25 protein-coding genes are annotated in these 23,693 nt (G+C 72.7%); 9 read left to right on the plus strand and 16 right to left on the minus strand.

The genetic code is table 11. The features are described 5' to 3' along the window. From ABIC61_RS00230 to ABIC61_RS00245, 4 genes are read left to right on the plus strand one after another with little or no spacing between them, the layout of a single operon-like run. Nucleotides 1-456, plus strand: a complete 456-nt coding sequence (locus ABIC61_RS00230) for a hypothetical protein (protein ID WP_354028348.1) — start codon at nucleotides 1-3, stop codon at nucleotides 454-456. Between the two features lie 44 nt (nucleotides 457-500). Next, a complete protein-coding gene (locus ABIC61_RS00235) occupies nucleotides 501-845 on the plus strand; it encodes a hypothetical protein (protein WP_354028349.1) in 345 nt (114 codons plus the stop codon). Then, nucleotides 842-1,540, plus strand: a complete 699-nt coding sequence (locus tag ABIC61_RS00240; RefSeq protein ID WP_354028350.1) for a hypothetical protein — start codon at nucleotides 842-844, stop codon at nucleotides 1,538-1,540. Before ABIC61_RS00235 ends, ABIC61_RS00240 begins: the two co-directional genes overlap by 4 nt. Continuing rightward, entirely contained in the window at nucleotides 1,540-1,926 is a 387-nt protein-coding gene (locus tag ABIC61_RS00245) for a hypothetical protein (RefSeq protein ID WP_354028351.1), read from the plus strand. Before ABIC61_RS00240 ends, ABIC61_RS00245 begins: the two co-directional genes overlap by 1 nt. Before the next feature lie 53 nt (nucleotides 1,927-1,979). Here ABIC61_RS00245 and ABIC61_RS00250 read toward each other — a convergent pair whose 3' ends face one another. The 9 genes from ABIC61_RS00250 to ABIC61_RS00290 form a co-directional block, all read right to left on the minus strand. Continuing rightward, nucleotides 1,980-2,258, minus strand: a complete 279-nt coding sequence (locus ABIC61_RS00250) for a hypothetical protein (protein WP_354028352.1) — start codon at nucleotides 2,256-2,258, stop codon at nucleotides 1,980-1,982. Then, entirely contained in the window at nucleotides 2,255-3,070 is an 816-nt protein-coding gene (locus tag ABIC61_RS00255) for a tyrosine-type recombinase/integrase (protein WP_354028353.1), read from the minus strand. The genes ABIC61_RS00250 and ABIC61_RS00255 overlap by 4 nt, the downstream gene beginning before the upstream one ends. Before the next feature lie 336 nt (nucleotides 3,071-3,406). Next, entirely contained in the window at nucleotides 3,407-4,024 is a 618-nt protein-coding gene (locus ABIC61_RS00260; RefSeq protein WP_354028354.1) for a pyridoxine/pyridoxamine 5'-phosphate oxidase, read from the minus strand. Further along, a complete protein-coding gene (locus ABIC61_RS00265; RefSeq protein ID WP_354028355.1) occupies nucleotides 4,021-4,854 on the minus strand; it encodes a creatininase family protein in 834 nt (277 codons plus the stop codon). The genes ABIC61_RS00260 and ABIC61_RS00265 overlap by 4 nt, the downstream gene beginning before the upstream one ends. After that, on the minus strand, nucleotides 4,851-6,224 hold the full coding sequence (locus ABIC61_RS00270; RefSeq protein WP_354028356.1) for an FAD-binding oxidoreductase: 1,374 nt from the start codon (nucleotides 6,222-6,224) through the stop codon (nucleotides 4,851-4,853). The genes ABIC61_RS00265 and ABIC61_RS00270 overlap by 4 nt, the downstream gene beginning before the upstream one ends. Before the next feature lie 117 nt (nucleotides 6,225-6,341). Beyond that, nucleotides 6,342-7,529, minus strand: coding sequence for an ABC transporter substrate-binding protein (locus ABIC61_RS00275; protein ID WP_354028357.1), 1,188 nt, complete (start codon nucleotides 7,527-7,529; stop codon nucleotides 6,342-6,344). Nucleotides 7,530-7,598: 69 nt separating this feature from the next. Continuing rightward, nucleotides 7,599-8,468 (minus strand): ABC transporter permease, encoded by an 870-nt coding sequence (locus tag ABIC61_RS00280; protein ID WP_354028358.1) that lies wholly within the window; start codon nucleotides 8,466-8,468, stop codon nucleotides 7,599-7,601. Further along, nucleotides 8,468-9,235 (minus strand): ABC transporter ATP-binding protein, encoded by a 768-nt coding sequence (locus ABIC61_RS00285; protein ID WP_354028359.1) that lies wholly within the window; start codon nucleotides 9,233-9,235, stop codon nucleotides 8,468-8,470. Before ABIC61_RS00285 ends, ABIC61_RS00280 begins: the two co-directional genes overlap by 1 nt. Before the next feature lie 37 nt (nucleotides 9,236-9,272). Then, nucleotides 9,273-10,550, minus strand: coding sequence for an amidohydrolase family protein (locus ABIC61_RS00290; protein WP_354028360.1), 1,278 nt, complete (start codon nucleotides 10,548-10,550; stop codon nucleotides 9,273-9,275). A 187-nt stretch (nucleotides 10,551-10,737) separates the two neighbouring features. Here ABIC61_RS00290 and ABIC61_RS00295 point away from each other — a divergent pair, with 187 nt between their 5' ends. Beyond that, nucleotides 10,738-11,355 carry a helix-turn-helix domain-containing protein gene (locus tag ABIC61_RS00295; protein ID WP_354028361.1) on the plus strand — a complete coding sequence of 206 codons (618 nt, stop codon included), beginning with the start codon at nucleotides 10,738-10,740 and terminating at the stop codon, nucleotides 11,353-11,355. Then, entirely contained in the window at nucleotides 11,352-12,305 is a 954-nt protein-coding gene (locus ABIC61_RS00300) for a PDR/VanB family oxidoreductase (protein ID WP_354028362.1), read from the plus strand. Before ABIC61_RS00295 ends, ABIC61_RS00300 begins: the two co-directional genes overlap by 4 nt. Before the next feature lie 9 nt (nucleotides 12,306-12,314). Here ABIC61_RS00300 and ABIC61_RS00305 read toward each other — a convergent pair whose 3' ends face one another. Beyond that, nucleotides 12,315-13,712, minus strand: coding sequence for an amidohydrolase family protein (locus ABIC61_RS00305; RefSeq protein WP_354028363.1), 1,398 nt, complete (start codon nucleotides 13,710-13,712; stop codon nucleotides 12,315-12,317). A gap of 155 nt (nucleotides 13,713-13,867) precedes the next feature. On the opposite strand from ABIC61_RS00305, the gene ABIC61_RS00310 reads away from it, so the two are divergent. After that, nucleotides 13,868-15,166 carry an amidohydrolase family protein gene (locus tag ABIC61_RS00310; RefSeq protein ID WP_354028364.1) on the plus strand — a complete coding sequence of 433 codons (1,299 nt, stop codon included), beginning with the start codon at nucleotides 13,868-13,870 and terminating at the stop codon, nucleotides 15,164-15,166. Between the two features lie 18 nt (nucleotides 15,167-15,184). On the opposite strand, the gene ABIC61_RS00315 is transcribed toward ABIC61_RS00310, so the two are convergent. From ABIC61_RS00315 to ABIC61_RS00325, 3 genes are read right to left on the minus strand one after another with little or no spacing between them, the layout of a single operon-like run. Then, on the minus strand, nucleotides 15,185-16,177 hold the full coding sequence (locus ABIC61_RS00315) for an XdhC family protein (RefSeq protein WP_354028365.1): 993 nt from the start codon (nucleotides 16,175-16,177) through the stop codon (nucleotides 15,185-15,187). Next, the gene (locus ABIC61_RS00320) at nucleotides 16,177-18,954 is read right to left on the minus strand and encodes a molybdopterin-dependent oxidoreductase (RefSeq protein WP_354028366.1); all 2,778 of its coding nucleotides are present in this window, start codon (nucleotides 18,952-18,954) and stop codon (nucleotides 16,177-16,179) included. Before ABIC61_RS00320 ends, ABIC61_RS00315 begins: the two co-directional genes overlap by 1 nt. Beyond that, complete coding sequence (locus ABIC61_RS00325; RefSeq protein ID WP_354028367.1) at nucleotides 18,951-19,769, minus strand: FAD binding domain-containing protein; 819 nt, start codon at nucleotides 19,767-19,769, stop codon at nucleotides 18,951-18,953. The genes ABIC61_RS00320 and ABIC61_RS00325 overlap by 4 nt, the downstream gene beginning before the upstream one ends. Nucleotides 19,770-20,052: 283 nt before the next feature. Between ABIC61_RS00325 and pucL the strand changes: the two genes are divergently transcribed. Next, nucleotides 20,053-20,997 carry a factor-independent urate hydroxylase gene (gene pucL, locus ABIC61_RS00330; protein WP_354028368.1) on the plus strand — a complete coding sequence of 315 codons (945 nt, stop codon included), beginning with the start codon at nucleotides 20,053-20,055 and terminating at the stop codon, nucleotides 20,995-20,997. Beyond that, on the plus strand, nucleotides 20,970-21,602 hold the full coding sequence (locus tag ABIC61_RS00335) for a nucleotidyltransferase family protein (protein ID WP_354028369.1): 633 nt from the start codon (nucleotides 20,970-20,972) through the stop codon (nucleotides 21,600-21,602). The genes pucL and ABIC61_RS00335 overlap by 28 nt, the downstream gene beginning before the upstream one ends. 35 nt (nucleotides 21,603-21,637) lie before the next feature. On the opposite strand, the gene ABIC61_RS00340 is transcribed toward ABIC61_RS00335, so the two are convergent. From ABIC61_RS00340 to ABIC61_RS00350, 3 genes are read right to left on the minus strand one after another with little or no spacing between them, the layout of a single operon-like run. Then, nucleotides 21,638-22,732, minus strand: a complete 1,095-nt coding sequence (locus ABIC61_RS00340) for an alkene reductase (protein ID WP_354028550.1) — start codon at nucleotides 22,730-22,732, stop codon at nucleotides 21,638-21,640. A 52-nt stretch (nucleotides 22,733-22,784) separates the two neighbouring features. Further along, nucleotides 22,785-22,997 carry a hypothetical protein gene (locus tag ABIC61_RS00345; protein WP_186321934.1) on the minus strand — a complete coding sequence of 71 codons (213 nt, stop codon included), beginning with the start codon at nucleotides 22,995-22,997 and terminating at the stop codon, nucleotides 22,785-22,787. Nucleotides 22,998-23,048: 51 nt separating this feature from the next. After that, nucleotides 23,049-23,492, minus strand: a complete 444-nt coding sequence (locus tag ABIC61_RS00350; RefSeq protein ID WP_144751398.1) for a MarR family winged helix-turn-helix transcriptional regulator — start codon at nucleotides 23,490-23,492, stop codon at nucleotides 23,049-23,051. Nucleotides 23,493-23,693: the final 201 nt, after the last annotated feature.

Below are 23,693 nucleotides of genomic sequence, written 5' to 3' on the forward strand. Positions count from 1 at the left end.
ATGACCCGATACACCCCGCTCTACGGCCTGCCTGCGCTGGAGCCGTCCACCCCGGTACGCAACATCGCCGACGTCGACTGGCAGAACGCGCAGCGGATCGAACAGATTCTCGCGAACGAGGGACGGCCGCCCCTCGCCTCGGAGCTCGTAGACCTCATCAAGCGGCTCAACGCGCTCGAAACCGCACCCAAGGGGCGCGCGCAGCAGGGCGGCGTCGTGACCGCCACCGGCAACGTGGCCGCGCAGTCCTACGGCCCGAACTTCGACGTGAAGTTCACTGCTGGCCTGTTCACCAAGCCGCCGCTGTTCTTCTGCTCCGCAGGCCACTCCCGCATCACGGCTGCGTTCAATATGGCCTCCCTCACGAAGGACGGCGTGCAGATCAACACCGGCAACTGGTCGCCCGCCGTCGCCAGCAACGTGTCCGTGTCCTGGTTCGCCGTCGCGGCCGACTGACGTCGATGATCCTCGCGTCACAGACGATGCCCAACCCGGCCGAAGTGTCAAACGACCACTTCGTCGCGATCATCTCCGGGCTCGTCGCGGTGTTCGTCGCCCTGTGCGGCCTCGGGGGCATCGTCCTGCCGCTGCTGATCAAGGCCCGCAACGAGGCCCGCGCCGCGAACGAGCAGGTGTCGAACAACCACGTCCGCCCAGACGGGACACCGATCAACCTTCGGGAAGAGCAAGACGAGCGCCACGAGGCCAACTCGACCGTGCTGACCGAGATTCGCAAGGACGTGAAGTCCGTCCTCGAAACGCTCGCCGTCCACGGCTACCGCCTCGACCGCCACCACGACGACATCGAACGAATCGAACAGACCCTCGACCGGAGGCCCGAATGACCATCACCCGCACCCGAGCGTCCGCCGCGACGTACGCCCTGTCCCTGATCGGCAAGAGCCGCGATCGGCTGCCCGTCCCGTGGACCGACTCGGCCGCAATCGACGACTGCGCGCGGTTCTGCTCGCACGTCCTCTGGGGTGGCTTCCCCATCTCGTGGGTCGACAACTTCAAGACTGCGGGTGACGGGTCCTACGCGGCCGGATCAGGCGACCTCCAGCCGTGGGACGTGCTGCTGTTCGACTGGGAGCACAACGGCGTCGGGAACCACGTCGAGTTCTTCGTCAGCCACGACGCCGACCCCCGCTACGTGCGCACCTTCGGCGCGAACGGCTCCGACACGAAAGCCGCCGCGTACCGCCGCCGCCCGGTGTCGTACATCCTCGGCCGGTTCCGCCCCCGCTGGGCCGCCGACCCCGCCCCTGACCTGCCCCAGAAGACCCCCATCACCACGAACAGGAGACACCCCGTGGAGCACATCATCCAGGCCCCGTACCGCAAGGGCGGCCCCAAGTACTCCGTGCTGATCGAGCCGGGCACCGCCACCCTGCTCGACACCGAGCGGTTCAACTACTGGCGCGGCCTCAAGGACGGCAACGGCCAGCCGCTGTACCCGGTCGTGCAGGGCAACGAGCGCTCGCTCGCCCTCGCGATCGAGCACCGCAAGCGGGTCACCAACGGAATCAAGCTCCGCTGATGGGCGCCCACAAGAAGACCACGGAGCCGATCTGGTTCCCGTGGCAGCGCGTCATCCGTACGGCCGGTCAGGTGCTGGTCGCGACGTCGATCGTCCTCACGGCAGTTGCCGTCGTCGCCCCGCAGGTGCTCGACGCGGTCGCTGACGTCCTGCCCGGCCCGTGGGTCGCGTGGCTGACCGGCGCGATCGCGTTTGTCGCGGCCCTCGCGGCGGCTCTCGCGCGCGTCATGGCGCTCCCGGTGGTCAACACCTGGCTCACCGCCCTCGGTGCCGGGAGCGTGCCCGCCAGCGGGCACAGCGCAGGCACCGAGCCCGCGCCGGCCGAGTCCACTACCGCGGGCTACCCCGCAGCGAACAAGACCGAGCCCGCCGACGCCCTCGGGTGAGCGGAACGACGACGGGGCCGGGTGCAGATGCACCCGGCCCCGTTCTCGTGCGCTCAGCGCGCTCGTGCGGCCTGACGGTCCTTGTGGTGCTCGCGCACGACCGCGCTCACCGCGAGCCACAGCAACAGCGACACGAACCACCAGAACGACACGAGGGCGGCCGCGCCCGCGAGCACGCCCGCGAGCGGCAGGAGGTCGATCGCCTCCGGACCCTTGCCCGCGATCACCCCCGCGGACGCCCACAGCCCGATCGCCGCCAGCAGAGACACAATCCACACGACCATGAGGCCGTCACGCCACCCGTTGTTCACGAGGACGAGAGTAGCGCTCACGATGCAATCGCCTCGATCGTCCGCCGACGGGCGCTGTCGTCCGTCGCGACGTAGATGCGGGTCGTGGCGGGCGACGCGTGCCCGAGAAGGTCCTGCACGACGGCGAGGTCCCGATTCACCCGATGCGCCCGCGCTGCGAATCGGTGGCGCAGCGAGTGGATCGTCCAGTCCCCGTCGAGAAGCCGCGTGATCAGCTTCCCGACCCACCGCGGCGACAGGTGGCCGTCCTCGTCGCCGGGAAACAGGTACCCGTGCGGCTGTGACCGCAGCACGGCGGCGAAACCGGACGTGAGGGGCACGGGACGCCGCTTACCGCCCTTGCCGTGCACGATCAGTGTCCACCCCAGCATGTCCTCGTACACGTCATCCGTGTGCGCGACGGCGATCTCGCCGCGCCGCATCCCGCAGTCGGCCGCCAGGCGCAGCATCAGCCGCTCGCGGTCGTCAGCGCGCCGCATGGCGGTGTGGAACACCGTGTCCGGCGTCGGGTGCGGCATCGGCGGCGCGGGCTTCACGCGGGGCAGGGACAATGCGGCGTTGGTCGATGCCAGGCCGGTCTCGACGCCGTAGAGCCAGAACGCTCGGAACGTCGTGCGGCGGCCGCGGCGAGTCTCGCGCGCCCAGGTCTGCGTCCCGGCCCACTCGACCAGCTGTCGGCCGGTCGTGGTCCACGGGTCGTCGGTGCCGATGCGCCTGGCCATGTGCTCGAGGTGTTGACGGCGGGTGTAGATGGTCGTTTCTGGGAGGCCCGCAGCACGCTGCGAGCCGAGGAAACCGGCGATTGCGGCCCCCCATGCTGTGTCGATGTTCACACCCCTACTCACGTCCGATTTCCGCAGTCCGACGGTGGGTCGGGGCGATCGTGACCGGATCGTCATGGCGCGAGGCAGAGCGTCACGACGAGCACGAGCACGATCGCGCCGACCGAGGCGGCGACCTCGCGGCCGCGCGGGCTCATGCGGCCGCGTCCTCGTCTTCGAGGGGTGCGGGGAACAGCTGAGCGACCGCCGCGCCGCCCTCGTCGGCTACAGACCAGAAGGTTGGGGGTTCGAGTCCCTTCGAGCGCACGCAACACCGAACAGACCGAAGGCCCCGTCGCATCGCGACGGGGCCTTCGTCGTTCCCGGACCGGAACAGGATCGCGTCGATCACCCCGGCCACGACTCCGTCGACCACGAACCGTCCGTGCGCCGCTCGTACGCGACCCGGTTGCTCGCCGCGTCCGTCGCCCCGCGCCAGAACACCATCCGCACCGGGGTGAGCGCGAACCCCGCCCACGTGCTCGGCGGCTGCAGGTCGGTGCCCTCCCGCTCGCGGTCGAACGCCGCCCAGACCTCGCGGCGCCGGTCCGGTGTGTCCGCGGCGGCAGCGTGGTCGTTGACCCACGCCAGCACCTGCAGGTACCGCGACCTGGCCAGGTAGGCGAGCCGTGCTTCCCGGTCGGTGACCGCTGCCACGTCGCCGACCACGACGAGCTGGCGGGCGTCCTCCGGCCAGTGCAGGGTGACGGCGGCGCGGGGGAGCGCGGCGAGCTCGGCCACCTTGCGGCTGCGCGCGTCGGTGTGGAAGTGCAGGCGCTCCCCGTCGAAGAGCGAGAGCAGCACCGTGCGGGCATCGGGGTAGCTGTCGAGGCCGACGGTGGAGAGCGTCATGGTCGGACCCGGTCCGTCGGCCGCGGAGGGGAGCCAGGCGGCGGCCAGCGCGAGGGGGTCCGCCGGGGCCGGCGCTTCCTGGTCGACCACGTCCGGCCCCGACGGCACGGTCACGAGACCGCGGTGGTGGCGACGGGCAGCGGGGGAGCCACCGCCGGGTCGAACCGTGCGATCTCGTGGAGGGACGCCACGGCCTCGGCGACGGAGTGCTCCCACAGGGCCGCACCGTACGACGCCGACGCTCGGCTGGCGTCACCGACGACCCCGGGGGTGCCGAAGTCGTCGGACAGCCACCCGAACGACACCGGGCCGCCGTTGAACGCGATCTTCTCGAAGCCCGCGATGTGCTCCGGCACCCAGCGTTCCGCGAGCGACATGTCGACCAGGTCGGGGCGCAGGTGCAGGATCATCGACGTCTCCGCCGCACCGCCGTGGATCCCGAGCCCGAGCTCGTCCGCGTCCTCGCCGTCCGGGCCTGGTACGCGGGCGAGGGTCGGCATGAGGAAGGTCTTCAGCCCGTAGCGCTTCCGGATCTCCCGGAGCGCGACCTGCAGCAGGGCGACGTTGCCGCCGTGCCCGTTGGCGAACACCAGGGTGCCGGCGCCGGTGAGGGCGACGGCACGACCGATCTGCACTGCGGTGTCGAACATCGTGTCGGCGTCGAGCCACACGGTGCCTGGAGCCCAGCTGTGCTCGTCGGACTTCGTGAACGACAGCGTCGGGAGCTGCCACACGTCGAGGCCCTCGGCAGCGGCCTGTTCGACGGCGGCGCCGCCGATGTGCTCGGCGAGGAGGTGGTCGGTGAGGAGCGGCAGGTGCGGACCGTGGTGCTCGACGGCACCGGTCGGCTGGACGACGATCGTGTCCGGCCCGAAGCCGGCCGCGACGGCGGGTCCCGACAGCTCCGCGAGCCGACGCGAGCGCACGGTACCCACGGCGCTCACTTCCCGAACCCCGGCACGACGGGCTGCGCGGACGCGGTGGAGCCTCCGCTGACCACGAGCGACGGGTCGATGACGTGCCCGGGGTTGAGCAGTCCGGCGGGGTCGGTGCGCTGCTTCAGCGCGACGAGCTCCTCCACCCCGTGGTCGACGTAGTACTGGTGGGGGCTGTGCACCCGGACGCCGAGCTCGCGGAGCACCGGGTAGCCGGCGTAGACGTCGTCTGCCCCGGTGTACGGCGCGGTGAGCATCCCGATCGGGCCGATGTGCGCGGCCTCGATGTGGAGCATGCCGCCCGGGTAGACGGCCTCGACCTCGGCGATCCTGTCGATGAGCGCCTCGCCGCCGACCTCGACGTGGAAGTACTCGGTGTCCGCCGTGTTCCGCTTCAGCCACCAGATCGGGTGGTTGTACGACAGCATCGACACCTTCGTGGTCTGCTGGAGCCCCTCGCGGACGTCCAGGACCTCGCCGCCGGCAGCGTCGATGCGCGCACGTGCCTCGTCGAGCACGGCGTCGTCGATGATCGCCCGGAGGCTCGCGCGGTCGTCGGGGATCGCGAGGTCGGACGGCAGCGTCGCGGCGACCTCGGCGCGGTCGGCGCTCACCAGGCGCGGCACCGGGTCGAGTCCACGCAGCGTGCGGACCGCGACGAGCGCGTCCTCGAAGGTCGGGAACGCCGCGTAGACGGCGCGCCACTCCTGCAGGGGTTCGAGCCGGACGGTGGCGCGGGCGATGACGCCGGCGGTGCCGTAGGTGTGCACGAACGGCTGCGCCTCGTCGCCCTCGACGTGCAGCAGCTCGTCGGCGCCGGGGAGTGCGACGTCGAGCGCCGTGACGAAGCCCTGCCAGTTCGACCCGTGTGCGATCGATCCGGTGCCGCCGGAACCCCCGGACAGGAAACCGCCGATGGTCGACTGCGCGGTGGACGGGTACATCCAGAGCTGCTGGCCCGTGGCCGCGGCCGCCTGCTCCAGGGCGACCATGGACGCGCCCGCCTCGGCGGTGATCCAACCGTCGCCGACCTCGACGACGGCGCGTGCCCGGGACGTGTCCAGGACGAGTCCGCCGTGCAGCGGGATGCCCTGGCCGTAGTTGCCGGTGCCCTTGCCACGGGTGGTGACGGGGACGCCGTGCCGGACGGCGACCTGCAGGGTGGCGGCGATGTCGTCGGCGGAGGCCGGCGACGCCACCAGGTCGGCGAGGCCGAGCGGCAGCTGCTCGCTGAGGATGGGGCTCATGGTCGCCTCGTCGACGGAGGCGCGGGCCCGGGTGCGCTCGTCGGCGCTCACGCCGCGCTCGCCGAGCAGGGCGACGAGCTCGGCGCGCAGCGCCTCGACGGCGGTGGGGGAGACGGGGGTGACGGTGGTCATGCTCACTCCTGGGATGTGGGTGGTGCGGAGACAGCGGACGGGAGGCGCGGGGCGGTGGTGCACCGCGCCTCCCGTCCGGTGGGTGGTCGGCCCGCGGACGACGCGAGCCGACCGGTGTCAGTTGCCCAGACCGATGGACTTGTCGAGGAACTCGTTCGTGTACAGATCGGAGGGCTTCAGGCCGCTCTTGACGTCACCGGTGCCGGCGAACACGGGGGTCGCCTTCTCGATGAAGTCCTGCATGCGCTGCTCGTCCATCGACCCGATGTAGCCGTCGGTGTCCTTCGCGAGACCGAGCTTCACCATCTGGGCCGCGGCGAACGCGCCGACCTTCGAGTCGTAGGTCCAGCCGTTGTTGTACTGCTGCACGAGCTTCGTGATGAGGTCGTTCGTGGCACCGGGCGACTTCAGGTAGTCCACGTCGGCCTGCTGCATGACCGGCACGAGCTTCTTCAGGCACGGCTCGAGCTTGGTCAGGTCGCCGGTGCGGACGGACATCGCCTCGGGGTAGGGGTTCCACCCGGTGCTCGAGACGAGCGCGTAGTCGACCTTCTTGCCCCAGGCTGCGACCTGGTTCTGGTAGATGTACGGCTCGGCGGTCGCGAAGCCCTGCTGCGCGTCCTTGCCGCCCGCGGACACGAACTTCGACGGGGTGCCGTCGTAGCTGCCGTCGAGGACCTTCTTCGGCAGGATGCCGGACTGCTCCAGGTAGGTCATGTACGCCGCACCGTTGAAGTAGCGCACGACGCCGTCGTTCTTCTCGAGGGCCTTGCCGAGGCTCTCGATGCTGTCGACCTTCGGGTACGTCTTCGGGTCCCACATGATCGACATCGGGGACTGGTCGTTCTCGGCGAACACCGCCGTGGTGGGCAGGTTGCCGGAGAACTGCACCTGCTCGTCGGTGGACATGTACCCGAGGGTGATGTCCTTGTCCTGGTACATCTGCGACGCGACCTTGGTGTAGCCGATCGCCGGGCCGCCGGCACGGATCTCGAGCTTGACGCCGGTGCTCTTGCCGTTGGCGTAGAGGTCGCCCGTGACGGTCTTGCCGGAAGCGTCGATCGACGGGTTCGGGCCGAGCATCTGGTACAGGTGGCCGTGCTCGCCCTCGGGGTTCCAGTCGGTCTGGACGACGACGGTCGCGGGGCACGCGCCGGAGAGGTCGACCTTCGGCCCGGAGGCGGTCGTCGAGGTCGCGGCGGTCGTGCCGGTGCTGCCGGCCGAGCCGGCCGCGCAGCCGGTCAGGGCGATGGCGGTGGCGGCGAAGGCGGCCGTGGCGACGCCGAGGCGGGAGGTGGTGCGCATGGAGGCTCCGTTCGTGGTGCGGGTCTCGTGGTGCTGTGGTGGGAAAGGGGTGGGTACGGGGAGGGATGGTCAGCTGAAGTCGTGCCAGCGACCGACGGCCAGGCGGCCGATCAGTCCGAACACGAGGAAGACGGCGACGCCGTAGAGCGAGGCGATCAGGATGGTCGCGTACAGCTCGGGGCCCATCAGGCGCGAGGCCGTGACCTGGATGAGGACGCCGAGCCCGGGGTTGCCGCGTTGGAAGAACTGGTCGCCGACGATCGCGCCGATGACGCTCAGCCCGGCGGAGGTGCGCAGGCCGACGAAGATGGACGGCAGCGCGGCGGGGAACTGCAGCTTGACGAGCTGGGCGAACCGGCCGGCGCGCTGCAGCTGGAACAGCTCACGTTGCGCGCGGTCGGCGGACTGCAGCCCGAACAGCGTGTTCGACACCATCGGGAACAGCGCGATCATCACGGTGACGATCACGCGGCTGACGAACTCGTAGCCGAACAGTGCGCCGATGAGCGGGACGAGCGCGAGGATCGGCACGCACTGCAGCACCACGGCGTACGGGTACAGCGAGTTCTCGAGCCACTTCGCCTGCGCCATCGCCATGGCCCAGACGACGCCGATCACGATCGCGAACGCGAGGCCGGTCAGCGAGACGACCGTGGTGCGTCCGAGGGCGGACCACAGGTCGGAGCCGAACGTGGACGGCGACCCGTCCGGCATGGTCGGCGCGACGATCGCCTTCGCCACGAGGTGCGGGTACGGCACGAGGAACGCCAGGCCACGGACGTGGTCGTAGTAGGCGGCGGCCGCGTACCAGATGCCGACGAGCACGGCGAGGACGACGACGGGCTGCCACCAGGCGATGCCGCGCCGGGTCCGAGGAGCGGCGCGACGGGCGGCGGCGCGGACCGCGCGGGTCTCGGCGGCTTCCTGCAGGGTGACCATCAGCGGTGTCCTTCCCGGAGCGCGTGCGAGACCTCGCCGACCAGCTCGGCGAACTCGGGGGTGAAGCGGATGTCGGGGTCGCGGGGCATCGGGAAGGGCACGTCGAACCGGCCGACGATGCTGCCGGGGCGTCCGGACATGACGATCACCTCGGTGGACAGGTAGACGGCTTCGGAGACCGAGTGGGTGATGAAGAGCCCGGCGAACTGCTGCTCGACGAAGAGCCGGAGGAGCTCGTCGTTGAGCCGTTCGCGGGTGATCTCGTCGAGGGCGCCGAACGGTTCGTCGAACAGGAAGAGCTCCGGGTCGAGCGTGAGCGACCGGGCGAGTGACACACGCATCCGCATGCCGCCGGAGAGCTGCTTCGGCAGGTTCGTCTCGAAGCCGTTCAGGCCGACGAGGTCGATGGCGTGGGCGGCCTTGGCAGCTCGCTCGGCCTTCGGCACGTGTCCGAGCTCGGCGAGCAGCTCGACGTTGCCCTGGACGGTGCGCCAGGGCAGGAGCGTGGCGTCCTGGAAGACGTAGCCGATGCGGTCGGCCGCGACACCGGCCGACCCGTCCGACGCGGTCTCGAGGCCGGAGGCGATGCGGAGCAGCGTGGACTTGCCGCAGCCGGACGGGCCGACGACCGAGACGAACTGGCCGCGGTCCACGGTGAGGTCGACGCCCTGCAGGGCGATGGTGCCGTTCGGGAAGGTCATCTCGACGTTGCGGAAGTCGAGCAGCGTGTCCGTCGTGGCGACGGGTGGCGGGGCGGTGGTGGTCACGATCACCTCGGGTTCTCGGTGCGGGCGGGCGGTGGGGTCAGGCGGGGACGGCGGCCGTGGCCGGCGCGGCGACGGTCCGTCGCACCTCGGTGCGGGCGACGAGTCGCCCGCGGGACAGGACGATGCGGTCGGCGGGGGCGTTCGCGACGGCGTCGGTGACGCTCGTCGCGGCAACGGCGAGCAGGTCGGCGCGCCGCCCGGGGACGGGACCGGCGGCCGGGAGGCCCATCACGCTCCGGGCGGTGTCGCTCACCATCGCGTACGCCTGGTCCGGCGTCACGTGGCCGGCGGAGACGAGCAGCGACGCGGTCTCGAAGGCATCGCTCCGGCCGACCGGGTTGAAGGGGTCGCGGACGTTGTCCGCGCCGGCGGCGACGCGGACGCCGGCGTCGAGGAGCGCCTGGATGGCGGTCAGTCCCCGCGGCGTCGCGACCGGGTGCTGCCAGCCCTGCAGGTACAGGTTCGTGATCGGGAGCGTGATCACCCCGAGGTCGGCTGCGGCCACGTCGGCGACGACCTCGGCGAGTCGCTCCGGCCCCAGGGTGCCGAGCCGGACGCAGTGCCCGGCGGAGTACTGCCGGTCTGGCCGCAGCGAGCGGGACGCCCGGGCGTAGTGGTCGAGGGTCACCGGGCCGTCGAGGCTCTCGTCGGCGTGCAGGTCGACCCCGAGGCCCCGTCGCCGGGCGATGGCGAGGAGTCGGTCGACGTCGGCGAGGGGGTCCTCGGCGAGGTGCGGGGCGCCGCCGACGAGGTCCACGCCGACGTCGAGGACCGCCTCGACGTGCTCGTCGGGGGCGAGCGGACCGGCGAGGGCGACGAGCTCGATGTCCATCAGGCCTGCGAGTTCGTCGCGGACCTGCACGAGGGCACGGGCGCCGCGCAGGGCCTGCTCCGTGGTGGCGGGCCGGTCGGCCGCGCTGTGCCGGCCGCTGAGGACGTCGACGTGGCTCCGGACGGCCGTGGTGCCGGCGGCGAGCAGCGTCAGGGCGGCGGTCCGGGCCCGGTCGGCGATGTCCTCGACGGTCATGGTCGTCGCGTGCGCTGTCCACGAGGCGATCGCGGCGCCGAGGTCTCCGAGCGGCGGCCGGATGGCGTCGGCGCTGAGAGCCTTGTCGAGGTGGGCGTGCGGTTCTGCCGGTGCGGTCAGGAGCAGCCGGCCGCCGAGGTCGATCGTCTCCTCCGCCGGGGCCGTGAGGGTGCCGGCCGGTGCCACGGTCGAGACGGTCGCGCCGTCGATCGCGACGTCGACGGAGCGGCCGTCCGGCAGCAGCGCGGAGCGCAGGAGGGCGATCGGGCGGGGCACTGACGAGTCCATCCGGAGCCTCTCGATCGTGTGTGAGAATGTTGATCGCATCAACATCTCTGATGCTAGGGCGGCAGTGTTTCCCTCTCGTTTCGAGGCGGTTGCCGTGTGTGACGCCCGCCCCGACGCGACCGGGAGCGGGAACGAGTGTTCCGGCCGACCGGTCGGGACGGCCCCACCGAGGACGAGAGGAGCGCGCGTGAGCACCGGCACCACCACCGAGATCGACCGCGTCGTCGACGACCAGACCCAGCGGATCGGTGAGCACATCCGTGCCCGCCGACGCGCCGCACGACTGACGCTCGTGCAGGTCGCCGAGCTGACCGGTCTGTCGCACCCGTTCCTCAGCCAGGTCGAGCGCGGGCACTCGCGCGCCAGCATGGTGTCCCTTGAGAAGATCGCCGCGGCGCTCGGGACGACCCAGGTCGAACTGCTCGCCGCCGGCGCCCCGGAGCGACCGGAGCGCGACGTCCGCCTGCCCGAGGTGATCCGTGCCGGCGAGGGTGCCCGCGGACCGTTCTCGAGCGGCGAGGCCCGGCTGCTCGTGCACGCGGGCCCGCACGCGTTCGAGCCGCTGGAGTGGGTCGGCGACAACACGGACCTCGGCGAGTACTTCGAGCACCACGAGGACGAGTTCCTCACCGTGCTCGCCGGCCGTGTGCACCTCGACCTGCGCGGACAGGGACCACTCGACCTCGGTCCGGGCGACTCGGCGTACTACCGCGGCGGCACCGGCCACCGGTGGTGCAGTGCGGACGGCACCCGCTTCCACATGATCGTGGTCAAGGAGACCCCGCGCGCCGGAGCGATCGCGTGAGCGCCGTGCCGGAGCGTCGGCGGGTGCGCGTCGCCGCTCGCCGGCAGGTCGCCACCGACGTCGTCGCGCTCGACCTCGCCCCGCTAGACGACGCGCCGCTACCGGACTGGGAACCGGGGGCGCACGTCGACCTCGAGGTCGCACCCGGCACCGAGCGGCAGTACTCGCTCGTCACGACGACGGCCGACGGGCACTGGCGCATCGCCGTGCTCCGCGAGCCCGACGGTCGCGGCGGATCGGTCGCCGTGCACGAGGGTCTGGCGGTCGGCGACGAAGTCGTGGTGGCCGGACCGCGGAACCACTTCGGCCACGACCCGGCGCGCCCCGCGGTCTTCGTCGCCGGGGGCATCGGGATCACGCCGATCCGGTCGATGATCGCCGCCGCCGAACGCGCCGGCACCCCGTGGGAACTCCACTACGCGGGGCGGTCCCGCGACCGCATGGCGTTCGTGCACGAGCTCGTCGCCGCGCACCCCGACCGGGTCGTGGTGGCCGCGGCCGACGAAGGCGTCCGGCTCGACGTCGACGCGCTCCTCGCCGCACCGCGCGACGCGGTCGTGTACTGCTGCGGGCCGCGCGGGCTCATGGACGCGGTCGAGGCCGCTGCCGCGCACTGGCCGGCGGGCAGCGTCCGCGTCGAGCGCTTCGAGCCCGCCGCGGACGTGGACGCCCCCGGCGAGGCGTTCGAGGTCGAGCTCGCGGTCACCGGCGTCACCGTGACGGTCCCCGCCGACCGGACCCTGCTCGAGGTCGCGGAGGACGCCGGTGCCTTCGTGCTCTCGTCCTGTCGGGAAGGCACGTGCGGCACCTGCGAGACCCCCGTGCTCGAGGGTTCGGTCGAGCACCGGGACACCGTGCTCAGCCCGGAGGAGCAGGCCGACGACCGCACCATGATGGTCTGCGTGTCCCGCGCCCGGCGCGGCTGCCCGCGGCTGGTGCTGGAGCTCTGACCGGCGGGACTACGGACGCTCGGTGCCGTCGAGCGCGCCGCCGGTGAGGACGGACAGGCGCTCCAGCCCCGCTTCGGCCACGAGTCGCCGGGCGAGCGGACGTGCCCGTTCGACCGCCTCACGCACGTCCACCCGGGTGACGTCGCCGTCCGCGACGCTCAGCTCGCCGTCCACCCAGACGTCACGGACCTCGCGGCTGCCGGCGACGAAGACCACCGCCTGGTAGGGGTCGTGGACGTTGGCGAGGGTCGGGGAGTCGCCGTCGAGGACGACCAGGTCCGCGCGCTTGCCCGGCTCCAGCGAGCCGATCTCGTCCTCCATGCGCAGGGCTCGGGCGCCGCCGATCGTGCCCATCTCGAAGGCCTCGCGGGCGCTCATCGCGGTGGCCTGCAGGTCCCGCACCCGGGCGAGCAGCGCGGCCGTCTTCATCGCCTGCAGGAAGTCCTGGGAGTCGTTCGACGCCGGACCGTCGACCCCGATGCCCACCGGGACGCCGAGCGCACGGAGTTCCGCGATCGGTGCGATGCCGCTGGCGAGGATCCCGTTCGCGACCGGGTTGTGGGCCACGCCGACGCCGTTGGCCGCGTACCGCTCCCGGTCCTCGCGGTCCACCCAGACGCTGTGTGCTGCGATCACCGGGACCTGGAACATGCCCGTCGCCTCGGCGTGCCCGATGGCCGTCCGTCCGGTGCGCTGTCGGGCCGCGGTGACCTCCTCGCGCACCTCGTGGAAGTGCACGTGCACGCCGTGGCCGCCGGCGACCGCGTAGTCGACGTGCTCCTGCCAGGTGTCGTCCGTGTACCGCCCGATCGACGAGACGCCGACCCGGAACGTGCTGTACCGGCTGGCGGCGGCCGCCTCGCGCAGGGCCTCGAACTCCTCCAGGATCGGCGTCGCGCCGAAGTCGCGGTCGACGTCGCCGGAGCCGAACGACACGACCCCGCGCAGCCCGAGGTCCTCGAGCGCCTGCACCACACCGGGCGTCGCCGGCTCGTCCGGCACCGGGTCGGCGCAGAACATGTCGTTCGCCGTCGTCACCCCGCTCCGGAGCAGCTGGATGCCCTGCAGCACCGTGCCCGCGTAGGCCTTGTCCCGGGTCATCACCGGGTTGACATGCCCGATCAACGCCGTGAGCCACTCCCACAGCGTGTACTGCGAACCGATCCCGGTGATGAGGCCCTCGCTGAAGTGGCCGTGGGTGTTCACGAAACCGGGCGTGACGATGTCGTACGCACCGCCGCGCACCGGTGCGTCCGGGTGGGCGGCGGCGAGGTCGGCGTACGTGCCGACCGCGGCGATCCGGGCACCGTCGAGGAGCACGGCTCCGTCGCGGATCGCGGCGGGCGTGGCGGCGCCGTCGGGTGCTGCGGAGAGCACCCATCCGGCGCGGATCAGGGTCTGCGTCATGGGGTGAACCTACGGTCGGCGTGTTCCCCGGGTGTTTCCGCCCGGTTACCCCGCGGTGCCGGCCGAGGGACCTGGAACGCAGGGACCGAGCAGGTGCGTCGTCCGTGCCCCGCCCCGTCACGGGCCGGAAACAGGGGACTGCTAGAAACACCACCATGCTGACCGTCACCGGTGCCCTCCGCGTCCTCGTCGACCCCCGGACCGAACGGGAGGGCGACGTCGTCGTCGACGACGGCAGCGACCTCGCCACCACCCTCGACGCATCCGGGTGTGTCGTCACCGCCGGTCTCGTCAACGCGCACCACCACCTCCTGCAGACCGCGTTCCGCACCCTGCCCGGGACCCGCGGCGTGCCGATGGCGGACTGGCTCCCCGCGATGGCCGCGGCGTACGCCCGGGTGGGGCACGATCCTGAGCTCTACGCACTGGCGGCGTCCGCCGGAGCCGCGGAGGGCCTCCTGTCCGGCGTCACGACCATCGCCGACCACCACCTGAACTGGCCCGCGGACGCGACCACGGACGACACCGTCGCGCTCGCGGCGGCCACCGTGGGGGCGGTCCGCGGTCTCGGCGGTCGGCTCGTCTTCGTCCGTGGTTCGGCACGGGACGACCCGGACCGCGCCGCGGCGTCTGCGGACGCGATCGCGTCGCGGCTGCTGCACGACGACGCCGTCGGCGGTGTGGACCCGGACGGCAGGCTCCAGGTCGCCGTCGGCCCGGCCGGCGTGCACTCCGACGGTGAGGCGACCTTCCGGGCGCTCGGCGAGGTGGCGGCGCGGCACGGGCTCCGCCGGCGGACCCAGGCCAACGAACAGGTCGACACCGCGATCGCACTCGAGCGCTACGGCCGTCGTCCGCTGGACCTGCTCGAGGAGTGGGGGTGGCTCGCGCCGGACGTCACGATCGCGCACCTCTGCGACGTCACCGGCGACGAGATCGCCCGGCTCGCCGCGGCCGGCGTGACCGCGACGCACGCCCCCGGGTGCGACGTGCCGATGGGGTGGGGGGTCGCGCCCGTCGCCGAGCTCCTCGCGGCAGGGGTGCCGGTCGGTCTCGGTACGAGCGGCGGCGGCAGCAACGACGCCGGACACCTGCTCGCGGACGCCCGGCTCGCGATGCAGGTGTCGGCGCTCGTCGGTCCCCAGCTGCCGGCGCGCCAGGTGCTCGGCGCAGCGACGGAGGGGTCCGCGGCAGGGCTCGGTCGGCCGGAGCTCGGGCACCTCGGAGCCGGGAGCGCGGGGGACCTGTGCGTGTGGGACGTCTCCGGGGTGGCGGACGCCGGCGTCGCCGACCCCGTCGCGGGGCTGCTCTGGGCATCGCCCGGTCGGCGGCCGCGGCACGTCGTGGTGGGCGGGCGCGTGGTGGTGCGGGACGGTGTGCTCGTCGAGGCGGACGAGCACGAGCTCGCGGCACGGCTCGCGGAGCGGCTGGCGCGGACGCCCGCGGTCGCCTGACGCGCGCGCCCGTGCCGCTCAGCCCGCCGCCACCGTGCGGCGGTGGATGGGACCGGATCCGTCGACGAGCGCACCGCCACCCGCACCAGTCCGCACCGCGATCACCTCGGCCATGATCGCCACCGCCACCTCGGCCGGCGTCGACGCACCGATGTCGAGCCCGATCGGGGACCGCAGCCGGTCGGTGTCCGGTGTGCCGAGCGCCCGGAGCTCCTCCGTCCGGCGCGCGTTCGTCGCGCGGGAGCCCATCGCCCCCACGTACCCGGCGCCCCGTCGGAGTGCGGAGTCGATCACGGCGGCGTCGAACCGGTCGTCGTGCGAGAGCACCACGACGGCCGTCGTCGCGTCCACCGGCAGCGCCTCGAGCACGCGTGCCGGCCAGCCCACGATGCGTTCGTCGGCGGCCGGGAACCGCTCGTCGGTCAGGAACACCGGGCGCGGGTCGACGACCGTCACGGCGTAGCCGAGCACCGCGGCCGCGTTCGTCAGGGCCACGGCGAACTCGACGGCGCCCACCACGATGCACCGTGGCCGGACGTCCGCACGCTCCACGAAGACGCGACCGCGGCAGCCGTCGGGGACGTGCACGACCGCGCCGAGCGTCGGGGGGTCGAGCGAGAGGCCGAGTGACGTCGGCATCCCGGACGCCGCGCGCCGGAGCGCGTCCACGACGTCGGCGTCGTCGGGTCGGACGCGACGGACCAGGACCTCGACGCGACCGCCGCAGCGGAGCGCCGGAGCCCAGATCGCGTCGACGTCGTCCGGGTCGTCGTCGAACCCGAAGCGTTCGAGCACCGCCTCGCCGGTCTCGAGGACCTGTTCCGCGGTGTCGAACAGCGCGCCCTCGACGCACCCGCCGGAGATGGTGCCGACGACCTGTCCGCCGGGCAGGACGGCCATCGACGAGCCGACGCCGGTCGGTGCACTGCCCGTCATCGCGACGGCCGTCGCGACGACCACGGGGTCCCCCGCGTCGAGGGCGGCCAGGAGGCGCGGTGCCAGTTCGAACATCACGCACCCCCGGCGTCTGTCGCGTCCTGGAGCATCGCCCAGACCCGGTCGCGCGTCATCGGCAATCGGTGTGGGCGCACGCCGACCGCGTCGCGCACCGCGTTCGCGACGGCTGGCGCGACCGGGTTGTACGGCGCCTCGCTCATCGACTTCGCGCCGAGCGGGCCGAGCGGGTCGTGGGTGTCGGCGAAGCGGACCTCGGTGCGGGGCACGTCGGAGATCTTCGGCACCCGGTACGCCCGGAACGCGTCGGTCGTCACCCGGCCGGTCTCGTCCAGCACGACCTCCTCGTACAGCGCCGAGCCGATCGCCTGCGCGGCGCCACCCTCCACCTGGCCGCGGAGCTGCTCCGGGTTCAGGACGGTGCCGGCGTCCACCGCCTGCACGCTGTGCAGCACGCGGACCTCGCCCGTCGGCCGGTGCACCGCCACCCGGGCTCCGTGCACGGTGAACGCGAGCGACCGTGGCGTGCCGTCGTGGCTGCCGTGCGCGACGAGCGGACCGTCGGCGAGCAACTCGGTGTGCCCGACGAGCTCATCGCCGATCCGGACGCCGGCGGGCTCGACCGAGACCGCCGGCCCGAGCGGCCCCGACGCGGTCCGGGGTGTCCGGGCGGCGACGATCCCGAGGGCGCGCCCGGTCATGTCGTCGCGCAGTGCCTGCGCCGCGGCGTACAGGGCCTTGCCGGCGACCACGACCCCGGCGGACCCGAACGCCCCGGTGTCGTGCCGGGCTGCGTCGGTGTCGGACTGGTGCACGTCGACCCGGTCCGTGGTGGTGCCCAGGGCGGTGGCGACGAGCTGCGTGTGCACCGTCGTGGTCCCGTTGCCGAACTCGGCCGTGCCGACACCGATGCGGTAGCGGCCCTCCGCCGTGGCCTCGACCGACACGTGCGCGTGGTGGCCGCGCGGCGGCATCGTGGCGATCGCCGCGAGGGCGACCCCGGTGCCGTACGCCCAGTCGTCGGAGTCGTCCAACGGCGGACCGTCCATCCGGGGGACCTCTGGCACCGGTGCGCGGAGGGCGTCCTCCACCAGGTCGATGCACTGGTCGAGTCCGTAACTGCCCTCCCAGCGCAGGTCGTCCTGCTCGTCCGGGTCCGTGACCACGAGGGGGTCGCCGGGGACCACGACGTTCCGCCGCCGCAGGTCGAGCGGGTCGATGCCGAGCTCCCGGGCGAGCTCGTCCATGGCGGACTCGATCGCGAACACGACCTGGCCGAGCCCGTACCCGCGGAAGGCCCCGGACGGCAGGTTGTTCGTGTACACCGACTCCGCGTCCACGCGCTTCGAGGGGCACCGGTAGACGGCGACGGACTCGCTGACGGAGTGGAACATGACACCGATCCCGTGGTTGCCGTAGGCGCCGGTGTCCATCGTCTGGTCGACGTGCAGTGCCGTCAGGTGCCCGTCGGCGTCGGCGCCGAGCCGGACCCGCACACGCATCGGGTGCCGGGTCGGGGCGATCGTGAACTCGTCGCGGCGACTGAACTCGTACTGCACCGCGCGACCGGTCCGCAGCACCGCGAGGGTGACCAGGTCCTCGGTCAGCAGCTCCTGCTTGCCACCGAACCCACCGCCGACGCGCTTCGCGACCACACGGACGCGGCTCGGGTCGAGGCCGAACACGTGCGCGATCTCGTCCCGCACCAGGAACGGGACCTGCGTCGCGGTCCGGAGCACGAGCCGTCCGTCCGGGTCGAGGGACCCGCGGGTCGCGTGGGTCTCGAGCGCGGCGTGCGAGACGCGGCCCGTCGTCCAGGTGCCCTCGACGGTGGCCGCGGCCGTCGCCAGGGCCCCGTCGACGTCGCCCGTCTCGCCGTGCAGGGCGGCGACCACGTTGCGGCCCGGCTCGGCGATCCGGTGCTCCTCCGTCGTCTTGTCGCCGTGCAGGAGCGGTGCGCCGGCGGCACGGGCCGCGTCCGGGTCGTGCACGCTCGTCAGCACCTCGTACCGCACCCGCACGAGGGCGCAGGCCTGCTCGGCGATCCGGACACTGTCCGCGACGACGGCGGCGACGCGCTGCCCGCGGAAGCGGAGCACCCGGTCGAGCACCCGCGTGTCGTCCGGGTCGTCCAGGCGCGACTCGTGCCGACCCGTGGAGAACAGCACGCCGGGGTCGTCCCGGTGGGTGAGGACGGCGTGCACACCCGGCAGGGCTTCGGCCTCCGCCGTGTCGATCGACACGATGCGGGCATGCGGGTGCGGGCTGCCGAGGACCGCGAGGTGCAGCAGCCGCTCCGTCCGCCGCACGTCGAGCGTGTACTCCTCGCGCCCGGTCACGATCGCCATCGCCGCAGGAGCGGCGACCGACGTGCCGATCGCCTGACCGGCCGGTGCGCATGACGTGTTCGCGACCCCGTCCAGGGCGTCCTCGATCGCCCGGTACCCGGTGCACCGGCAGAGGTTGCCCTTCAACGCGCGGTGCCGGTCGGCCAGGGCGTCCTCGTCGAGCGTGGACGCCGTGACGACGTAGCCGGCGGTGCAGAAGCCGCACTGGAAGCCCGGGGCCTCGGCGAACGCGCGCTGCACGGGATGCGGGTCCTCCGGCGTGCCGAGCCCCGCCGCCGTGGTGACCGCACGACCCGCCATCCGGTGCGCCGGTGTGATGCAGGAGTGGACCGGCACACCGTCGACGAGCACCGAGCACGCGCCGCAGTCGCCCGCGTCGCAGCCCTTCTTCACCGACGTCACACCGTGCTCGCGGAGCAGGGTGCGGAGGACCTGACCTGGCTGCGGTTCGGCGTCCACCGTCGCGCCGTCGACCTCGAACCTCATGCCGCACCGCCCGTCGTCCCGAGCGCCTCGGCGACGAGCTCCGCCGCGAACCGCCGGGTCACCGCGCGCCGCCAGTCGGGGGAGCCGTGCGGGTCGTCGTACCAGGCGTCGTGGGCCTCCAGCCGTGCGTCGACCTCCGCGGCGGTCGGGACGCCGGGGTGGCGGAGCACGAGCGGACGCGGCGTCGCCCCGGTCACGACGAGGACGAATCCCGACGCCGACCACCGCGCCGTGACGAGCGCGCCGGTCCGGCCGTGCGGGCTGAGGGACACGCGGCGGAACCCGGTGCGTGCCTCGAGAGCCGCTCGTGGCACGTCGAACGCCCGGATGACCTCACCCGGCGCGAGGTCGGTCGTCCGCGGCCCGGTGACCAGTTCCGCCACCGGGACCCGGCGCTCCCCGCCGCCCGGGGCCCAGACCTCTGCGACCGCGTCGAGCGTCACGAGCAGCGCGGTGATCGCCCCCGCCGGCAACGCGACCGCGACGTTGCCGCCGACGGTCGCCTGGTTCCACACCTTGAACGACGCGAGCAGCGCGTTGGCGCACCGGTCGACGAGCGGCCAGGCGGCCCAGTCGTCCCGGGGGACCACACGACGCAACGAGGCGATCGTGCACGTCGCCGCGATCCGGAGTCCGTCCGGGGTCTGCTCGGTGTCGCGCCACCCCAGTGCGGTGAGGTCGACGAGCCCGGTCAGACCGGGCTGCTCCTCCGAGTACAGCCAGGTGCCGCCGGCGAGCGGCCGCTCACCGGGACCGAAGAAGAGGTCGTCGCGGTGCGACGGTGTCCGCACGGTGCGGACGGAGACGAGGTCCATTGCAGGGTCCGATCGGGATGGGGGAACGAGTGTCGATGGCGCCGTCGGACCGTCGTCCGTGCGCGATCATCCCGCGGTTCCACGCCGAGGAATGCCGGGGTGCGGATGTGTGCGCCACGGGCCCTCCTCGATCGGGTGCGTCGTGGCGGCAACGTTATGGAACGGGTGTTTCCGAGTGGTTACGGGCGTTCGACGGGTGCGTCACGACCGGGCCGCGGCCGCTGACGGAGCTCGTGACCTGTTCGACCCACCGCCGAAACACACGGGTGTCATCGTCGCCTCCATGGAGATCACCGACGTGCAGCCAGTCCCCACCACCACGACCGTCCACCTCGGTGCGAACCAGTACGGCAAGGCCGAGGTCCGGCTCGTCCGGGTCACACGCGACACCGACCGGCACGAGATCGAGGACCTGACCGTCACGACCCAGTTGCGCGGTGCGGCGCTCGCCGACTCGTACACCGAGGGCGACAACGCCAAGGTCGTCGCGACGGACACGCAGAAGAACACGGTCTACGCCTTCGCGAAGGAGCACGGGGTGGGGACGCCGGAGGACTTCCTCCTGCGACTCGGCCGGCACTTCAGCACCGCATTCGACTGGTACGACGGTTCGACCCTGTCCGTCGAGCAGCACACGTGGGAGCGGATCGTCGTCGACGGCCGGGAGCACGACCACTCGTTCGTCCGGGCCGGTCGCGGCACACGCACGGCCGTGGTGCAGGTCGACGGCGACGACGTGCACGTGCTCGCCGGGGTCACCGACCTCACGGTCCTGAAGTCGACGGGCAGCGAGTTCCACGGGTTCCCCCGCGACGGCTACACGACGCTCGCGGAGACCGACGACCGGATCCTCGCGACCTCGGTGACGGCACGCTGGCGGTACACGCCCGAGGCCGTGGCCGCTGGCATCGACTACGACGCGCTGTACGCCGGGGTCCTCGACCGGATGCTCGCGACCTTCGCCGACCTGCACTCCCTGGCGCTGCAGCAGACCCTGTTCGCGATGGGCCGCACGGCGATCGAGGCGTTCCCCGAGATCGCCGAGGTCCGGTTCTCGATGCCGAACAAGCACCACTTCCTGGTCGACCTCGCGCCGTTCGGTCTGGACAACCCCGGCGAGGTGTTCCACGCCGCCGACCGCCCCTACGGCTCGATCTCCGGGACCGTCGTGCGGGACGGCGTCGCCGAGGCACCGGCCGCGTGGCAGTCGGTCCCGGCGTTCGTGTGACCGAGGCGGTCGGCGTCCTGCTCGCCGCCGGCGCCGGTACGCGGATGGGCCGGCCGAAGGCGCTCGTCACCGACCCGGACGGCACCCCGTGGCTGCACGTCGGTGTCCACGCCCTCCTCGACGGCGGCTGCGACCGGGTCGTCGTCGTCCTCGGCGCCGCGGCGGAGCGTGCGCGAGCGCTCCTTCCCCGACGGGACGGCGTGACCGTCGTCGTCGCCGAGGACTGGGCCGCGGGCCCGGGTGCGTCCCTCGTCGCCGGGCTCGCCGCGGTCACCGGATCGGCAACGGCCTGTGTCTCCCTCGTCGACCTGCCCGGACTCCCCGCGACCGCCGTCCGGCGGGTCCTCGGCGACGGCGGCCGCCCGAGGACGCTCCGTCGCGCGGTCTTCGGGGACCGACCGGGACACCCCGTGCTCGTCGGATCGGCGCACCGGGCATCGCTCGTCGACGCCGTCGCTGCGGATCCGGGGGACCGTCGCGCGGGTGCGTGGTTGCGGCGGGCGGGCGTGGCGCAGGTCGACTGTACGGACCTCTGGGACGGGACCGACCGCGATCGTCCGACTGCGAGCGGTCTCTCCACAGACGGGAGGCGCGGTGCCAGCTGACACCGCGCCTCCCGTCGATCAGACGGTTGCGTCGACTACGCGACCCGCTCGCGCAGCTCGGCCAGCGTCGGGTAGTCGGTGTAGCCCTCGGCACCCTGGCCGTAGAACAGCTCCGGACGCGGCTCGTTGAGCTCCGTGTCGTGCTCCCAGCGGTGCGCGAGGTCCGGGTTCGCGATCGCGGCGCGGCCGACCCCGACGGCGTCCGCGTGGCCGTCCTCGACGAGGGCGAGTGCCTCGTCGCGGGTGGTCAGCGCGCTGAAGCCGGAGTTGGCGACGAACGGTGCGCCCACCGTGCGCCGGATGTGCTGCACGAGGTCGCCCGTCGGCTCGGCGTGGAGGACGTCGACGAAGGCGAGTCCGAGCGGCGCGAGCCCCTCGGCGATGGCGGTGTAGACGGCACGGACGTCGGCCGGGTCGTCCTCGATGACGCCCTGGATGCCGTGCTCGGGGGACAGTCGGATGCCGGTGCGGTCGGCGCCGATGGCCTCGGCGACGGCGGTGGTGACCTCGATCGCGAAGCGGGCGCGGTTCTCCGGGGAGCCGCCGTACTGGTCGGTGCGGGTGTTCGACGCGGAGGAGGTGAACTCGTGCACGAGGTACCCGTTGGCGCCGTGCACCTGGACGCCGTCGAGCCCCGCGGCGATCGCGTTGCGTGCGGCCTGCACGAAGCCCTGGACGGCCTCCTGGACCTCGTCGGTGGTGAGCGCGTGGGGGACCGGCATGTCGACCTTGGACCCGTCGGCGAGGTGGGTCTGGCCGGGTGCAGCCAGGGCCGAGGGCGCGACGATCCGCGGGGTCTGCGAGATGTCCGTGTGCGAGACGCGGCCGCCGTGCATGAGCTGCATGACGATGGTGCCGCCGGCGGCGTGCACGGCGTCGGCGACGCGGCGCCAGCCGGCGATCTGCTCCTCGGTCTCGATGCCGGGCTGGCCGGGGTACGAGCGGCCCTCCTGCACGGGCCAGGTGCCCTCGGTGACGATCAGGCCGAGTCCGGCGCGCTGCGCGTAGTGCTCGACGAGCAGGTCGTTCGGCACGCCGTGCTCGCCGGCGCGCACGCGGGTGAGCGGGGCCATGACGATGCGGTTCGACAGGGGGAGTGCGCCGAAGTCGGCGGGTTCGAAGAGCTTCACGTCGGGGTGCAACGACGTGTTGTCCACCGCAATTCCGAGACGGCGGGGATCCTCAGCCGCGCGGGCAGACGAGCGTCGAGGAGCGCACCTGTCCCTCGGGGCGGATCACCTGGTGCAGCGAGAGGGGCTGGCCGCAGATCGGGCAGCCGCGGTCGATCGTGCGGTCGTCGACGCCCTCGGGGTGTCCGGCACCGATCTGCGACGGCCCCATCTTCGCGATGAGCGTGCTGTTCCACCGTTCGTACCACTGTCCGAAGCGACCCACGGTCCGTCCTTTCGTTCGTGCACGAACCATTGTGCCACGAACGGCTACGGATCACACCTCGTCGACGACGACGAGCAGTGCCGTCAGTTCGTCCTTCAGTGCTTCCAGGCGTTCGAGTGGCCAGCCGAGTCGGTCAGCCACGGCGAGGGGGACGGCTCGGGCGCGGTCGCGGAGTGCCCGGCCGGCGGTGGTCAGCGAGACCTCGAGCTGCCGTTCGTCGGCGGCACTGCGCGAGCGACGGACGTAGCCGGAGGCCTCGAGCCGCTTGAGCAGCGGGCTCAGCGTGGCGGAGTCGAGTCGCAGTTCCCGAGCGATCTCGCGGACCGAGCGGGGGTCCCGCTCCCACAGCGCGAGCATCACGAGGTACTGCGGGTGGGTGAGGCCCATGGGGTCGAGCAGGTCGCGGTAGAGCCCGATGACGCTCCGGCTGGTCGCCGCCAGCGCGAAGCAGAGCTGCCGGTCGAGGGCGAGCGGGTCCACGTCGGTCTCGGTCATCCGCCCACCATACCGTTCGCCCACGAAGCGTCCGCGGATGGTCGGTTCCTCGCTCGACGAGTGAGCGGAAATCGTCGGGTCCGGCCAGTGGAGGCGACGATTTCTGCTCACTCGATAGCGGGGTTGCGCCGCAACCGACTGGAGGCGGGGGGGGGGGCCCCCGGGGGGGGGCCCCCCCCCCCCCCGGGGGGGGGGGGGGGG

The organism is Curtobacterium sp. 1544 (assembly GCF_040544915.1).
In the GTDB taxonomy this organism is placed as follows: Bacteria; Actinomycetota; Actinomycetes; order Actinomycetales; family Microbacteriaceae; genus Curtobacterium; species Curtobacterium pusillum_C.

What these genes read in the sequence shown, in the direction of transcription:
- ABIC61_RS00230 (WP_354028348.1), top strand. Translation starts at nt 1, where the DNA reads ATGACCCGATACACCCCGCTCTACGGCCTGCCTGCGCTGGAGCCGTCC.
- ABIC61_RS00240 (WP_354028350.1), top strand. Translation starts at nt 842, where the DNA reads ATGACCATCACCCGCACCCGAGCGTCCGCCGCGACGTACGCCCTGTCC.
- ABIC61_RS00245 (WP_354028351.1), top strand. Translation starts at nt 1,540, where the DNA reads ATGGGCGCCCACAAGAAGACCACGGAGCCGATCTGGTTCCCGTGGCAG.
- ABIC61_RS00270 (WP_354028356.1), bottom strand. Translation starts at nt 6,224, where the DNA reads ATGACCACCGTCACCCCCGTCTCCCCCACCGCCGTCGAGGCGCTGCGC.
- ABIC61_RS00275 (WP_354028357.1), bottom strand. Translation starts at nt 7,529, where the DNA reads ATGCGCACCACCTCCCGCCTCGGCGTCGCCACGGCCGCCTTCGCCGCC.
- ABIC61_RS00280 (WP_354028358.1), bottom strand. Translation starts at nt 8,468, where the DNA reads ATGGTCACCCTGCAGGAAGCCGCCGAGACCCGCGCGGTCCGCGCCGCC.
- ABIC61_RS00290 (WP_354028360.1), bottom strand. Translation starts at nt 10,550, where the DNA reads ATGGACTCGTCAGTGCCCCGCCCGATCGCCCTCCTGCGCTCCGCGCTG.
- ABIC61_RS00305 (WP_354028363.1), bottom strand. Translation starts at nt 13,712, where the DNA reads ATGACGCAGACCCTGATCCGCGCCGGATGGGTGCTCTCCGCAGCACCC.
- ABIC61_RS00310 (WP_354028364.1), top strand. Translation starts at nt 13,868, where the DNA reads ATGCTGACCGTCACCGGTGCCCTCCGCGTCCTCGTCGACCCCCGGACC.
- ABIC61_RS00315 (WP_354028365.1), bottom strand. Translation starts at nt 16,177, where the DNA reads ATGTTCGAACTGGCACCGCGCCTCCTGGCCGCCCTCGACGCGGGGGAC.
- ABIC61_RS00320 (WP_354028366.1), bottom strand. Translation starts at nt 18,954, where the DNA reads ATGAGGTTCGAGGTCGACGGCGCGACGGTGGACGCCGAACCGCAGCCA.
- ABIC61_RS00325 (WP_354028367.1), bottom strand. Translation starts at nt 19,769, where the DNA reads ATGGACCTCGTCTCCGTCCGCACCGTGCGGACACCGTCGCACCGCGAC.
- pucL (WP_354028368.1), top strand. Translation starts at nt 20,053, where the DNA reads ATGGAGATCACCGACGTGCAGCCAGTCCCCACCACCACGACCGTCCAC.
- ABIC61_RS00350 (WP_144751398.1), bottom strand. Translation starts at nt 23,492, where the DNA reads ATGACCGAGACCGACGTGGACCCGCTCGCCCTCGACCGGCAGCTCTGC.